Raw genomic sequence first — 13,499 nt, forward strand, 5'->3', positions numbered from 1 at the left:
GGTGAATCTCCTTGAGGTGTAGGGGTTTGCGGGGAGAACGGGTCAGGACCGGACGAGCCGGGCGATGGCGTCGGACGCCTCGCGCACCTTGTCCTGCGCCTCGGGCCCGCCCTTGCGCGCGGCGTCGACGACGCAGTGCTCGAGGTGCTCCTCGAGCAGCTCGAGCGAGAAGGACTGCAGCGCCTTGGTCGACGCGGACACCTGGGTGAGGATGTCGATGCAGTACTTGTCCTCCTCGACCATGCGCTGCAGGCCGCGGATCTGCCCCTCGATGCGGCGCAACCGCTTGAGGTGGCTGTCCTTCATCGGCGTATAGCCGTGGGTGGGGCGCTCCGTGTTCTCCATGCCAGACACCATACCCCCCTATGGTATCCAGTCAAGTCCCGGACACGACAAACCCCTCGCTGTGCGGCATATGTCGGGCTGTCAAACCGAGGTATGCCGCGCAACGGGGGTTTGCGGCGGCGCGGGCCTAGTCGTGGATGTCGCTGGGGTGGTGGGCCAGGGGGGTGACGTGGATCCGCATGTGGGGGAAGAGGGGCAGGCCCGAGAGGAGCTCGTGCAGCTCGTCGTTCGAGGCGACGTCGAAGATCGAGATGTTGGCGTACTCGCCGGCAATTCGCCACAGGTGCGGCCAGCGGCCATCGAGTTGCAGCTCCTGGCTGTAGGCCTTCTCCCGGGCGAGCAGGGCATCCCGCTCGCCCGGGTCGAGGTCGGCCGGCAGCTGCACGTCCATCCGGACGTGGAACAGCATGTGACGCAGCTCCCCTCGTCAGGCCGCGGACTCGGCGCGCACCGGGTCGAGGACGAAGCCGTACTCGATCGTCTCGTGGTCACCGGCCGGCTTCGGGTCGAGGATGAGCTCAGGCTTGACCGCCGAGGCGATGTCGTCGCTGTTGTGCTCGTCGCCCGGGAAGTAGAGCTGGGCGGTGAGCAGCTCGTGCCCGTCGGCCGAGGCCTTGACGTGGATGTGGGCGGGGCGCCAGGCGTGCCAGCCGGCGGCGGCGATGAGCTTGCCGCACGAGCCGTCGGTCGGGATCTGGTAGGGCGCTGGCCGGATCGTGGTGATCTCGAAGTCGCCGTTCTCGTCGGCGGTGAAGGTGCCGCGCAGGTTCCACTCGGGGATGCCGGGGGCGAACTGCGAGTAGAAGCCGTCGGCGTCGGCGTGCCACACCTCGACCTTCGCCCCGGCCAGCGGCTGGCCGCTGGTGGACGTGACCTTGCCGGTCCAGACCAGCGGGGTGCCGGACTCGCCGTCGCGCATCGGCAGGGTGCCCTTGGCGCCCTGCTCGGGCGAGTTCGGCACGTAGTAGGGGCCCTCGATGGTGCCCTTGTTGCCCTCGCGGTGCTCGGTGGCGACCTCCTCGACGACGTGCTCGATCCACACGTCGAGGAACAGCGGCCACTCGCCGTCGTCGCCGACGCTGATGAGCCACGACTTGAGCGCGTTGTACTCGTCGTAGGTGACCTTGTGCCTGCGGATCGTGTCGTGCACGGCCTCGATGACCTCGCGGGCGAGCAGGTTGACGCGCTCGGGGTCGGCCTGTGCGCCGGCCTTCTTGTCGGTGCGGAACCGCTCGGTGGCGGAGGCGCCCGACTTGGCGGCGGTGGCGGTTTCGTTGGTGCCAGCGACGGTTGTGTCACTCATGATTCCTTCTCCTGGTTACTTGGTGGGTTGGTGGTGGTCAGTGGTCGGTGCGGTAGCGCGCGAGCTTGGCCTCATCGATCTCGACCCCGAGTCCGGGCCCGGGACGGACGGCGAGGTGGCCGCCGTGGATCTCGAGCGGCTCGGTCAGGAGGTCGTCGCTCATGTCGAGGAAGTTGGATAGCTCACCTGCGCGCGCGGCCGTGAGCTTGTATGCCGCCCCGAAGGCGACCGTGGCGACCGTCCCCAGCTGGCCGTCGATCTGGTTTCCCATGACGACCTCTACGCCGAGGCCCTCCGCGAGGTGGTGCACGCGCTGCGACTGGGTGAACCCGCTGCGCGCGGTCTTGATGCTCACCGCCGTGGCGGCTCCGGCGAGCAGCTCACGGGTCACGTCGGCCGGTGTGACCGCGGACTCGTCGGCGATGAAGGGGACGCTGCACTGGTCGACCAGCCAGCGCCGGCCGAGGACGTCGTCGGCGGGGCACAGCTCCTCGGCGAAGAGCAGGTCGAGGTCGGCCATCTCGTGCAGGGCGCGCGCGGCCTCCGAGGCGGTCCAGCCGCGGTTGCCGTCGACGTAGAGCTCGATGTCGGCGCCCAGCCCTTCGCGGAGCGCACGGACGACCGCTGTGTCGAGCCGGTAGGGGTGGCGGCCGACCTTCACCTTGAAGGTGGTGATGCCGTGGGTGTCGCGGATCCGCTCCGCCTCGGCCACCATCGCGGCCGGCTCGTCGAAGCCGAGCATGTGCGAGACGCGCATGCGGTCGGTGTAGCCGCCCAGCAGGTCGGTGACGGAGGTGTCGAGGGTGCGCCCGAGGGCATCCCAGATCGCCATGTCGACTGCGGACTTCGCGGCGGGGTTGCCCACGGTGCGAGCCAGCCGGGCCGCGACGACCTCCCGCTCGAGCAGGCGGGTGCCGACCACCTGGGGGGCGAACAGGTCACGGACCGCAGCGACGATGCTGGCCTGGGTCTCGCCGTAGGTGAACGGGCGCGGCGGGGCATCGGCGACACCGACCACACCCTCGTCCGTGTGCACTCGCACGAGCACGTGCTCGGCGACGCTGACCTCGCCGCTGGCGAACCGCAACGGCTTGCGGTACGGGATGGCGTAGGGGATGGCCTCGACGGTGGTGATCTTCATCGCTGCGCCCGATTCGTGCTGGCCTTTCGTGCCGCGGACCGGCTGGCGCTCGCGACGACCTCGACGATCGACTCGACGAGGGCTGGTGGTCGTTCGCGCCAGGCGAGCGCGAGCTCGACACTGCCGGCATCGACGACGTCGCGGATCACCAAGCCGTCCAACGGGATCGACCGGGCCGACGCCGGGACGAGCCCGATGCCGAGGCCAGCGGCCACGAGGGCCAGCAGGACGGCGGTACCGGGTGCCACATGCTCGCGCCGTGGCGCGAAGCCGGCCTCGCGGCATACCCGAAGAACGGCCTCGTTGACCGCGGAGTCCTTGCTGGCGTAGAGCACGAACGGCTCGCTGCGCAGGTCGGCCATGGCGATCTCGGGCTCGTCGACGAGCCGGTGCCCGGCGGGGAGGGCGAGGACGAGCGGGTCGACCTCGAGGGTTTGCACGACGATGCCCTCGCCCGTGGCCGGCGGGCGCAGGACCGCGAGGTCGAGGTCGCCGTCACGCAGGCCGTCGCACAGCTGCGGCGTGAGCTGGTCGGCGTGCACCTCGAGGGCGACCTCGGGCAGCTCGCGCTCGAGCGCACGGGCGATGGCCGGCAGCTGGGAGAAGACGGCCGTACCGGTGAAGCCGATCCGGGCCAGACCGCGGCGGCCGTCGGCGATGCGCTGGACCCCGGAGGTGCTTGTCTCGACGGCGTCGAGGATGCGGCGGGCCTCCTCCAGGAGGTACTCGCCGGCGGCGGTGAGGGCGACCTGTCGGGTGGTGCGGGTGAAGAGCGTCGCGCCGAGCTGGCCCTCGAGCTGGCGAATCGCCTGAGACAGGGCGGGTTGCGCCATGTGGAGGCGCTCGGCGGCCCGGCCGAAGTGGCAGGTCTCGGCGACGGCCACGAAGTAGCGCAAGTGGCGCAGCTCCATCGGTTCCTCCTGGGCGGTCGGTCGCCTCGTCGGTGGGGCGATTCATTCACGGTAGGTACGGATATTGAGTCAACACAAGGTCTTGTTTTCGGCGCATTGATTGGCTGGAGCGATCAATGGATGTCCGGGTCATGACTGGGCACCTGCCCGGTGTACGGGGTGCGTCGCGCTGTCACGGTGGTTCGAACCACCGAACCAACCGGGGAGCAACGAGGCACCTGGAGGAGCCATGACCCAGTCGCTGGACCACCTGAAGGACGTGCTGGCCGATGCCGTCGTCGACGACAGCCAGGCCGGCGTCTACCGCGCCAACCGCCGGATCTTCACCGACGAGGAGATCTTCGAGCTGGAGATGAAGCACATCTTCGAGGGCAACTGGCTCTACCTCGCCCACGAGAGCCAGGTGCCGAACCCCGGCGACTACTTCACGACCTACATGGGTCGCCAGCCGGTGGTCATCACCCGCGACAAGGACGGCGAGCTGCACCTGCTCATCAACGCTTGCGCCCACCGCGGGGCCATGATCTGCCGGCGCAAGACCGACAACCGCACCACCTTGACCTGCCCCTTCCACGGCTGGACGTTCCGCAACGACGGGACCCTGCTCAAGGTCAAGGACCCCGACGGTGCCGGCTACCCGGACACCTTCGACAAGGACGGATCGCACAACATGACCAAGGTGGCGCGGTTCGAGTCGTACCGCGGGTTCCTCTTCGGCAGCCTCAACCCCGAGGTCCTGCCGCTCGACGAGCACCTCGGCGACACGACCAAGGTCATCGACATGCTCGTCGACCAGTCGCCCGAGGGCCTGGAGGTGCTGCGCGGCGCGTCCACCTACACCTACGACGGCAACTGGAAGGTGCAGGCCGAGAACGGCGCCGACGGCTACCACGTCACCGCGACGCACTGGAACTACGCGGCCACGACCTCCCGGCGCAACACCGGCGACTCGGCGAACCAGACCAAGACCCTCGACGCCGGCAGCTGGGGCAAGTCCGGCGGCGGCTACTGGTCCTACCCCAACGGCCACCTGTGCCTGTGGACCTGGGCCGGCAACCCGCAGGACCGCCCGCTCTGGGGCAAGCTCGACGACCTCAAGGAGCGGTTCGGCGACGCCAAGGGCGAGTTCATGGTCAAGGGCAGCCGCAACCTGTGCCTCTACCCGAACGTGTACCTGATGGACCAGTTCTCCACGCAGATCAGGCACTTCCGCCCGATCGCGCCGGACCAGACCGAGGTCACGATCTACTGCATCGCCCCCAAGGGCGAGAGCGCCGAGTCGCGGGCCTGGCGGATCCGGCAGTACGAGGACTTCTTCAACGCCTCGGGCATGGCGACCCCGGACGACCTCGAGGAGTTCCGGTCGTGCCAGCTGACCTTCCAGGCGTCCGCAGCGCCGTGGAACGACATGAGCCGTGGTGCCCAGCACTGGCTGTCCGGTCCCGACGAGGTCGCCGAGTCGTTGGGTATGCCGGGTGTCATCTCCGCCGGCCTCAAGAACGAGGACGAGGGGCTCTACCCCGTGCAGCACGGCTACTGGCTGATGGTGATGCGTGAGGCCGTGGCCAAGGAGCAGGCGGCCGCCGACGAGCTCGAGGCGAGCCAGGCTGCGACGACCGGGACGGCGGTGGCGTCATGACGACCACGGCGAACGGCGCACCCGCCCCGACGACCCAGCCAGGCGGCATACCCGAGGCTGCGGTTGCTGAAGGAAAGGCACTGTCGCAGAACGACATTGAGCAGTTCCTCTACCGCGAGGCCAGGTATCTCGATGACCGCGAGTTCGAGAAGTGGCTCGAGTGCTACGCCGACGACTGCGAGTACTGGATGCCGGCGTGGGCCGATGACGACCGGCTCACCGACGACCCGCAGCAGGAGATCTCGCTGATCTACTACCCCAACAAGGGCGGCCTGGAGGACCGCATCTTCCGGATCCGCACCGAGCGCTCGAGCGCGACCTCCATCCCCGAGCCGCGGACCAACCACAACATCAGCAACGTCGAGGTGATCGAGCGGCGCGGTGACGTGCTGGACGTGCGCTTCAACTGGCACACCATGTACTTCCGCTACAAGACCGTCGACCCCTACTACGGCACGTCGTTCTACACGATCGACTTCTCCGGGGACTCGCCGCTCATCCGCCGCAAGACCGTGGTGCTCAAGAACGACTACATCCACCACGTCGTCGACGTCTACCACTTCTGAGGGGCCTGGTGAGCAGTCATGACGACGTATGCCGCGCCGCCCAGTGGCGGACACCAGGTCGCCTTGTCGTTCGAGGACGGTGTCACCCGGTTCATCACCTGCCGTGAGGACCAGACCGTCGCCGACGCGTCGTACCGCGCCCGCATCAACATCCCGCTCGACTGTCGCGACGGTGCGTGCGGGACGTGCAAGGCGTTCTGCGAGTCCGGTGACTTCGACGGTGGCACCTACATCGACGACGCGCTGAGCGAGTCCGAGGCCGCCGAGGGCTACGCGTTGCCGTGCAGCATGAAGCCGCGCTCGGACCTCGTGCTCCAGATCGCGTCGACGTCGGCCGTGGCCAAGACGCAGGCCGCGACGTTCACCGGGACGGTGACGCGGCTCGACCGCCTCTCGTCCACGACGGTCGCGCTGGCCGTGGAGATCGCGGAGCGCGACAAGCTCACCTTCCTGCCCGGGCAGTACGTCAACATTGCGGTGCCGGGCACCGACGAGACCCGGTCGTACTCGTTCAGCAGTGCTCCGGACGACGACGAGCTGAGCTTCCTCATCAAGCTCAGCCCGGGTGGGTTGATGACCGAGCACCTGAACTCGGTTACGGCAGTGGGTGACTCGATCACCTTCACCGGTCCGCTCGGGAGCTTCTTCCTGCGGGAGACCGCACGGCCGGCGCTTCTGCTGGCTGGCGGAACGGGCCTCGCGCCCATCCTGGCGATCCTGCGCAAGCTGCGCGCCGACGGCAACGAACGGCCGATCCACCTCGTCTACGGTGTCGGCACTGACGAAGACCTCGTCGAGCTCGACACGATCGAGGCCCTGGCCGCGGACCTGCCCGGGTTCACCTGGGACTACTGCGTCTCCGACCCGGGCAGCCAAGCCCCCAACAAGGGCTACGTCACCACGCTGATCCGGGACGAGCACCTCCACGGTGGGGACGTCGCGGTCTACCTGTGCGGCCCGCCCGCCATGGTCGAGTCGGTGCGAAAGCACTTCTCTGACAAGGGGATGACGCCCACCGGCTTCTACTACGAGAAGTTCGCCCTGGCCGCGGCGGGTGCCCAGGAGGCGGCCGACTCCCAGGGCGACGCGGCGGTGGACGACGTCACCGAGGTTCCCGCGGCTGCGCGCAACGCCGGGTATGCCGCGGCGTCACCTCGGTCGGTGCCCCTCACCGTGGTGCCCGATCCAGACCTGGCCCGAGAGGTGACCCGGCAGCCGGTGTTCGTGCCGCGCGAGACGGCGCCGTTGGGTGCCGTGACGTCGGACAACGCGGCGTCGGTTGACGCGGCAGCGGATGCAGCACTGCTTCGTCAGGTTGCGCGTCAGACGGTGTTCGCCTCCGCCGCAGGGGAATCCGTCCGCTCGGGCCCGGCGGCGCCTGCTCTCGTCGCGGACGACGGGCTGGTGCTCGACGCCACCGCGCGGGAGGTGACGCGCCAGACCGTGTTCCCGGCGCGTGACGTCGAACAGCTCGTGGCGCCGGCAGTCGCACCGACGGTTGCGCCCAGCTCGGCCGTCACTGCCGTCACAGCAGGGCAGGATGCCCCGGCCGTCCCCACCGCCGCGACCACGCCCCCACCGGCGGCGGAGCGCTCGGGTGAGCACGCGGCATACGAGATCGGCGAGGAGCACCCGTCGGTGCACGAGTCGGACGCCGTCTTCGAGGCCCGTCAGGCGTTGGAGCTCGGCGCGATCGAGCTGACCATCGGGCGGCTCAGCACCCAGCAGCTCGCGGGTTACCGTCTGCTGGCCGAGTCGACCTTGCCCTACGTCGACGTCGCGGGCGAGCGGTTCGTCGACGCCGGCGCCTACACCGAGGCGAACGCCGCCTTCCACGACTACCTGTTCGCGCAGACCCGCAACGAGCACCTGTTGCAGGCCTACCAGGCGCTGGGGGTCAAGGGGCACATGGACCAGGTGCTCCGGAACGCGACCTGGTGCCACCCGCGGTGCGCGACCGACCACGTCGAGATCGTTGAGGCGTTCGAGGCCGGCGACCGCACGACCGCGCGGCGACTCGTCGTCGAGCACGCGGAGCGGTCCAAGGTGACCATGCGCCGAGCGATGGCCGACGCGCAGCAACGACTGCGACCGGCCCACGTCAGCCCCGGTCGGTTCGACGGCCTGGCCGTCCTCGTCACCGGAGCCGCACAGGGTATCGGCGAGGCAGTCGCACGGCGGATCAGCGCCGAGGGCGGCACCGTGGTGCTGGCCGACCGGTCCGAGCTGGTCGAGAGCCTCGCCGGCGAGCTGGCCGCTGCGGGTCGCGAATCGCTCGCGGTCACAGCGGATCTCGAGACCTGGGAAGGTGCGCAGGCCGTCGTCGACGCGGCTCTTGCCAGGTTCGGCCGGATCGACGTCGCCATCCACACCGTCGGGGGCACGATCTGGGCCAAGCCGTTCACGGAGTACCCGCCCGAGCAGATCGAGGCCGAGATCTCTCGGTCGCTCTTTCCCACGCTGTGGGGCTGCCGCGCAGTCGCTCCGCACATGGTGGGGCGTGGCAGCGGCACCATCGTCAACGTCTCGTCGGTTGCGACGCGAGGGCTCCACCGGGTCCCGTATGCCGCGGCCAAGGGTGGCGTGAACGCCATCACCGCATCGCTGGCGATGGAGCTCGCGCCCAGCGGTGTGCGCGTCGTCGCCACAGCACCCGGCGGCACCGAGGCTCCCGCGCGGCGGATCCCGCGCGGACCGGCCCCGGAGTCGGAGCAGGAGAAGGCGTGGTACCAGACGATCGTCGACCAGACCGTCGACTCGTCCCTGCTCAAGCGCTACGGCACGCTCGACGAGCAGGCCGCTGCGATCTGCTTCGTCGCCTCACCCGAGGCGTCGTACATCACGGGCACCGTCCTGCCCGTCGCCGGTGGCGACCTGGGCTGACGCCTGACCCAACCCCGCTGGCACCTGTCCGCACCTCTGCTCGCCCCTGAGCACTTACCTCCAAGGGAGTCCCCTCATGTCCAGAACCACCTTTGCCGACAACGCCTTACGCCGGCGCAGCACCACGTGGGTCGTCGTCCTGTCGATGCTCGCGCTCGTCTTCGACGGCTACGACCTCGTCGTCTACGGCACCGTCGTGCCCACCCTGCTCAAGGACCCGAGCCAGCTCGGGCCGCTCACGCCGACCCAGGCCGGCGCCCTCGGCTCCTACGCCCTGATCGGCGTCCTCGTCGGCGCGCTGACCGCGGGGGCGATCGGCGACTGGATCGGTCGAAGGCGCGTCGTCCTCGTCAACCTCGCCTGGTTCTCGATCGGCATGGGGGCGACGGCGCTGACGTCGTCGGTGCAGACGTTCGGGATCTTCCGGTTCTTCACCGGGATCGGCGTCGGCGCGCTCGTCGCCACCGTCGGGGCGCTGGTCGCAGAGTTCGCCCCGGCCGAGAAGCGCAACCTGCTGAATGCCGTTGTCTACAGCGGGGTTCCGGCTGGCGGCGTGCTGGCGGCGCTCGTGGCTCTGGTGCTGCCGGACTCGGCCGGGTGGCGGCCGTTGTTCTGGATCGGCGCGTTGCCGATCGTGGTCCTCCTGCCGCTCGCCATCGTCAAGCTCCCCGAGTCGCCGCGGTGGCTGGTTGCCCGCGGGCGGCTCGAGGCCGCGCGGGAGCTGTCGGCCCGCACGGGTGTCCCCCTGCCGGAAGCCGCGCCGACTGTGCAGGCCTCCCCGGCGGCATACGCCTCGCACGTCGGTTTCGGGGCGCTCGTCCGGCGGCCGCTTGCCTGGCCCACCCTGCTGCTCGGCACGATGAGTTTTGGTGGGCTGCTGCTCACCTACGGCCTCAACACGTGGCTGCCGCAGATCATGCAGGGCAACGGCTACGGCAAGTCCTACTCGCTCACCTTCCTCCTGGTGCTCAACCTGGGCGCCATCGTCGGTGGCCTCCTCGCCTCCCGCGTGGCTGACCGGCGAGGCGCGAAGCCAGTGGTGGCAACGACTTTCGTGCTGGCTGCTGCCACGCTCGCGATCCTCCCGCTCAAGCTGCCCTTCGCCGCCGTGGTCGCCGCGGTGGCCATTGCGGGAGTCGGAACGATCGGCACCCAGGTGCTCATCTACGGCCTGGTCTCGAACTACTACCCGACCCGCGCCCGGGCTGCCGGCGTCGCGTGGTGTGCCGGGTTCGGACGGCTCGGAGGCATTGTCGGGCCGGTCATCGGCGGAGCTCTCGTGAGCGCGGGAGTGGGTGGCACGACGGCGTTCTACGTATTCGCCGGCGTCTCCCTGCTCGGCGCGCTCGTCACGTCGCTGGTGCCGCAGGCCCGCCACGAGGAGGCCAGCCCGGTGCTCGCCGACAGTCCCACACCCGCCACTGCGGCCTCTACTGTGGCGGTGTGACGGCGACGGAGCCGATCGGGCGTGACGCCGAGGTCGCGCGGCTGGTGCAGATGACGCGCCGGCCGCGCGACCTCGGCCTGTCGGTCGCCCTGGTCACGGGTGCGCCCGGGGTGGGTCGCTCGACGGTCCTCGCCGCCGTCGCGGCGTCGTTCGACGGGCCGGTATGCCGCGTGGTCGCCCTCCCCTGGGAAGCCTCACGTCCGGGGTCGCTCCTGCACCAGCTGGTGGGGTCGGCGGACGTCGACCCGGATCCGTTGACGGCGGCTCGGGCGCTTCGTGACCGACTCGCCGATCGTGGCAGGGACGACGGGGCGCCCGTCCTGGTCGTGGTGGATGACGTCGACCTTGCCGACGCCGCGTCGCTGGAGGTGTTGGGCTCGCTGGTCGCGCACGAGCGCGACGCTCCCCTGCGGTTCGTGCTGGCGGCGAAGTCCGAGGATCGGGGGCTTGCTGGTCTCATCGGCTCCGCGGACCTGGTCGTCGAGCTTGGTCCGTTCTCGGCTGCGCTGGTGGAGAAGGTCGCTGCGCGACAAGGGATTTCACTGAGCCCGTGGGTGGCCGAGCAACTTCGTCGGCACACGTCCGGCCTACCGGGACCGCTGACAGAGCTGCTGGCCGAGGTCGAGCCGTCGACGTGGGACAACCCTCCGGCCGACCTGCCCGCCCCCCGGTCGGTCGCCACGTGGGTGGCCGAACGGCTCGAGCACCTCGAGCCCGCGGCTCGCGCGCTCGTCGAGGCGTCCGCGCTGCTCGAGCTCGATCCCTCGGTGGCCCTCGCCGCCGCCGTCGCCGCGTCGGTCGCCCCTCGTGACTCAGGTTTGGGTGCCGAGGTGCTCGGAAACCCAAGCGTCCAGGCAACCAACGCTGGTGACGGGGCGGAGCTGTGGGCTGCGGTGGATGCGGCCGTGGCCAGCGGTCTGGTTCGTCTCACGGGTCCGGCGGGCGCACCCCAGCTGGTCCCGGTCGACCCGATGGTCCGGGCAGCCGTGCGGGCGAGTCTGGCTCACGCGGCGGCTGCGCAGCTGCACCGACGTGCCGCGGAGCTTGCCTCCGACCCGGCTGTCGCCCTGGCCCACCGGGTGGCCGCAGGCACGGGGCCGGATGCCGGACTGGCCGACGAGCTGGAGCAGGCCGCGGAACCACTTGCAGGACAAGGCTCCTGGTCACGAGCTGCCTCGTTGCTGGTGAGTGCCAGCCGGCTGTCCACCGACCGCCACCTTCGCGAGCGACGCCTCACCAGGGCGGTCGATGCGCTGGTGGGCGCCGGCGACGTCGGTGCGGCGATGGCGTTGTTGCCCGAGGTCGAGGCGCTGCGGGAGACGCCGTTGCGTGACGCGGTGCTGGGTTACCTCGCGATCCTGCGTGGCCGTGGAGCTGACGCCGCGGCCCAACTCGGCCGGGCGTGGGAGATCCTCAACGCCGACCGCGAGCCGGAGGTCGCGGCGCTCCTGTGCCAGCGCTTCGTCCTCGACTCCCTGTGCCGTGGTGCCTACGGCGACGTGGTGACCTGGGCCGACCGCGCGACGAAGTTCGCCACGGCCGACGACCCGGCGGTCGTGGAGTCGGCCGCGATCCGCGGCCTGGGGCTGGGCGGCACCGGGGACGCGCAAGGTGCGCACGCGGCATACCGCGATCTCACCGCCCGCGTGACCCACGGTGCGCAGGCGCAGCGGGTGCAGCTCGGGCTCGGGTGGCTTCAGCTGGCGGTGGACGACGTGCCCTCGGCGAGGGCCGCCCTGGAACGCGCGGTACCGCTGCGACGTGAGGGAGGATCGACACGAATCTCGTTGTGGGCCAGGGCCTGGCTCGCACGCACGCTGTACCGGTCGGGCGACTGGGACGACGCCGCCCGCACCGCTGCGCAAGGACGTGAGCTGGTCGCGAGCTCGGGCATCGTGCTGACTCGGCCGCTGTGCGACTGGACGCTTGTACAGGTGAACGTCCTGCGTGGTGAGGAGGACGCGGCCCTGGCGGCACTGCGGGATGCCGAGTCGGTGCCTCGGGACTACGTGACGATGCGAGTGCCCACGCTGCTGGCGCGAGCGGCATACGCCGACGCGCACGCGGACCACGAAGGGGTCGTGGCTGCGCTCACTCCGCTGACGATGCCCGACCTGGCGGAGGCGGTGGCCGAGCCCGGGTACTGGCCGTGGGTCGAGCTGCTCGCGACCGCGTTGGTGTCGCTGGGGCGTGTGGACGAGGCGGACGAGCTGCTGGCACCACATGAGGCGCGGGTGGCGGGGCTGGGGCACCGGTCGGCGACGGCCAGGTTGGCGCGGGCTCGCGGGAGGGTGTTCGCCGCGCGGGGTGAGCTGGAGGAGGCGCGGGCGTCGTTCACGTCGGCGGTGGCGGCGCTGGATGGGTTGCCGTTGCGGGTGGAGCGGGCGCACACGCAGTTTGCCTATGGGCAGGTGTTGCGGCGGGCGGGGAAGCGGGGCGAGGCAGACCCCTTGTTGACCGCCGCCCGTGATGGGTATGCCGCGTTCGGCGCACGTCTGTTGGTCGAGAGGTGTGAGCGGGAGCTCAAGGCCGGCGGCGTGCGGTTGGCGCGCGGGGAGCGGTCGGCCGTGGACCTCACGCCGCAGGAACAGGCGGTGGCCGACCTGGTCGCGCAGGGGCGGTCGAACCGTGAGGTGGCGGACGAGCTCTTCCTCTCGCCGAAGACGGTCCAGTACCACCTGACCAGCGTCTACGCGAAGGTCGGCGTGCGGTCGCGCACCGAGCTCGCGGCCCAGTGGGGCGGGGACACCTGATCCGAACCTGGCGATCCGACTAGAAGGGTGATTCGTCGTAGACGGGTTCGGGTGGTCGGCGGTCGAAGGTGATGGTGTCGGTGGTGGGTTGGGGGAGCTCGATGAGGCGTTCGTAGTGGAGCTCGAGCAGGGTGGGGATGTCGTCGGTGGGGTCGAGGGGTCGCAGGAAGTGGCGGGGGACGTTGCTCCACTCGATGAGGTCACGCCCCTGAGGTTCTGGGTCGGTGGGGCGGGGGACGGCGATCATGAGGATGTCGGGTCCGATGTGGGCGGGGATTTCGGTGGTGAGGGTGGTGCGGTCGAGGTGGTCGGCTGGGTTGGTGGTGGTGCGTTTGCCGGTGGGGTCGGTCCATTGGACGATGCCGCCGGCGTGCAGGATGGCTCGCCAGCCGAGGTGCGTCTGAGTAAATGCACCAGTTGGCGGTTGAAATACCCAGCCAGGAGGCGGTGCTCATGGGTGATCCTGGCGGTGTTCTCGGCGGGTGGCAAGTCGGGCACGCCGGGCGTTGTC

12 protein-coding genes are annotated in these 13,499 nt (G+C 70.2%); 6 read left to right on the top strand and 6 right to left on the bottom strand.

Annotated elements, in window-relative coordinates; genetic code table 11:
* Positions 1-42: 42 nt before the first annotated feature.
* The 5 genes from HJG52_RS19405 to HJG52_RS19425 all read right to left on the bottom strand — a co-directional run bounded on the left by HJG52_RS19405 (position 43) and on the right by HJG52_RS19425 (position 3,700).
* Positions 43-345, bottom strand: a complete 303-nt coding sequence (locus HJG52_RS19405) for a metal-sensitive transcriptional regulator (RefSeq protein ID WP_171245281.1) — start codon at positions 343-345, stop codon at positions 43-45.
* Positions 346-472: 127 nt separating this feature from the next.
* Complete coding sequence (gene catC, locus HJG52_RS19410; RefSeq protein WP_171245282.1) at positions 473-754, bottom strand: muconolactone Delta-isomerase; 282 nt, start codon at positions 752-754, stop codon at positions 473-475.
* Positions 755-772: 18 nt separating this feature from the next.
* On the bottom strand, positions 773-1,648 hold the full coding sequence (gene catA, locus HJG52_RS19415) for a catechol 1,2-dioxygenase (RefSeq protein WP_171245283.1): 876 nt from the start codon (positions 1,646-1,648) through the stop codon (positions 773-775).
* Between the two features lie 37 nt (positions 1,649-1,685).
* Positions 1,686-2,789, bottom strand: coding sequence for a mandelate racemase/muconate lactonizing enzyme family protein (locus HJG52_RS19420; protein WP_171245284.1), 1,104 nt, complete (start codon positions 2,787-2,789; stop codon positions 1,686-1,688).
* Complete coding sequence (locus tag HJG52_RS19425; protein ID WP_171245285.1) at positions 2,786-3,700, bottom strand: LysR substrate-binding domain-containing protein; 915 nt, start codon at positions 3,698-3,700, stop codon at positions 2,786-2,788. The genes HJG52_RS19420 and HJG52_RS19425 overlap by 4 nt, the downstream gene beginning before the upstream one ends.
* A gap of 229 nt (positions 3,701-3,929) precedes the next feature.
* On the opposite strand from HJG52_RS19425, the gene benA reads away from it, so the two are divergent.
* The 5 genes from benA (at position 3,930) to HJG52_RS21795 (ending at position 12,988) form a co-directional block, all read left to right on the top strand.
* A complete protein-coding gene (gene benA, locus HJG52_RS19430; protein WP_171245286.1) occupies positions 3,930-5,339 on the top strand; it encodes a benzoate 1,2-dioxygenase large subunit in 1,410 nt (469 codons plus the stop codon).
* A complete protein-coding gene (benB, locus tag HJG52_RS19435; RefSeq protein WP_171245287.1) occupies positions 5,336-5,905 on the top strand; it encodes a benzoate 1,2-dioxygenase small subunit in 570 nt (189 codons plus the stop codon). The genes benA and benB overlap by 4 nt, the downstream gene beginning before the upstream one ends.
* An 18-nt stretch (positions 5,906-5,923) precedes the next feature.
* Positions 5,924-8,788, top strand: a complete 2,865-nt coding sequence (gene benC / locus HJG52_RS19440; protein ID WP_171245288.1) for a benzoate 1,2-dioxygenase electron transfer component BenC — start codon at positions 5,924-5,926, stop codon at positions 8,786-8,788.
* A 76-nt stretch (positions 8,789-8,864) separates the two neighbouring features.
* Entirely contained in the window at positions 8,865-10,235 is a 1,371-nt protein-coding gene (locus HJG52_RS19445) for an MFS transporter (protein ID WP_171245289.1), read from the top strand.
* Entirely contained in the window at positions 10,232-12,988 is a 2,757-nt protein-coding gene (locus HJG52_RS21795) for a LuxR C-terminal-related transcriptional regulator (RefSeq protein WP_171245290.1), read from the top strand. Before HJG52_RS19445 ends, HJG52_RS21795 begins: the two co-directional genes overlap by 4 nt.
* A 19-nt stretch (positions 12,989-13,007) precedes the next feature.
* Here HJG52_RS21795 and HJG52_RS19455 read toward each other — a convergent pair whose 3' ends face one another.
* Positions 13,008-13,235, bottom strand: a complete 228-nt coding sequence (locus HJG52_RS19455; RefSeq protein WP_171245291.1) for a hypothetical protein — start codon at positions 13,233-13,235, stop codon at positions 13,008-13,010.
* A gap of 18 nt (positions 13,236-13,253) precedes the next feature.
* Here HJG52_RS19455 and HJG52_RS20480 point away from each other — a divergent pair.
* Positions 13,254-13,499 (top strand): hypothetical protein (locus HJG52_RS20480; protein ID WP_206071165.1); only part of this gene is annotated, 246 nt, incomplete at its 3' end.

The organism is Knoellia koreensis (assembly GCF_013041615.1).
In the GTDB taxonomy this organism is placed as follows: domain Bacteria; phylum Actinomycetota; class Actinomycetes; order Actinomycetales; family Dermatophilaceae; genus Pedococcus; species Pedococcus koreensis.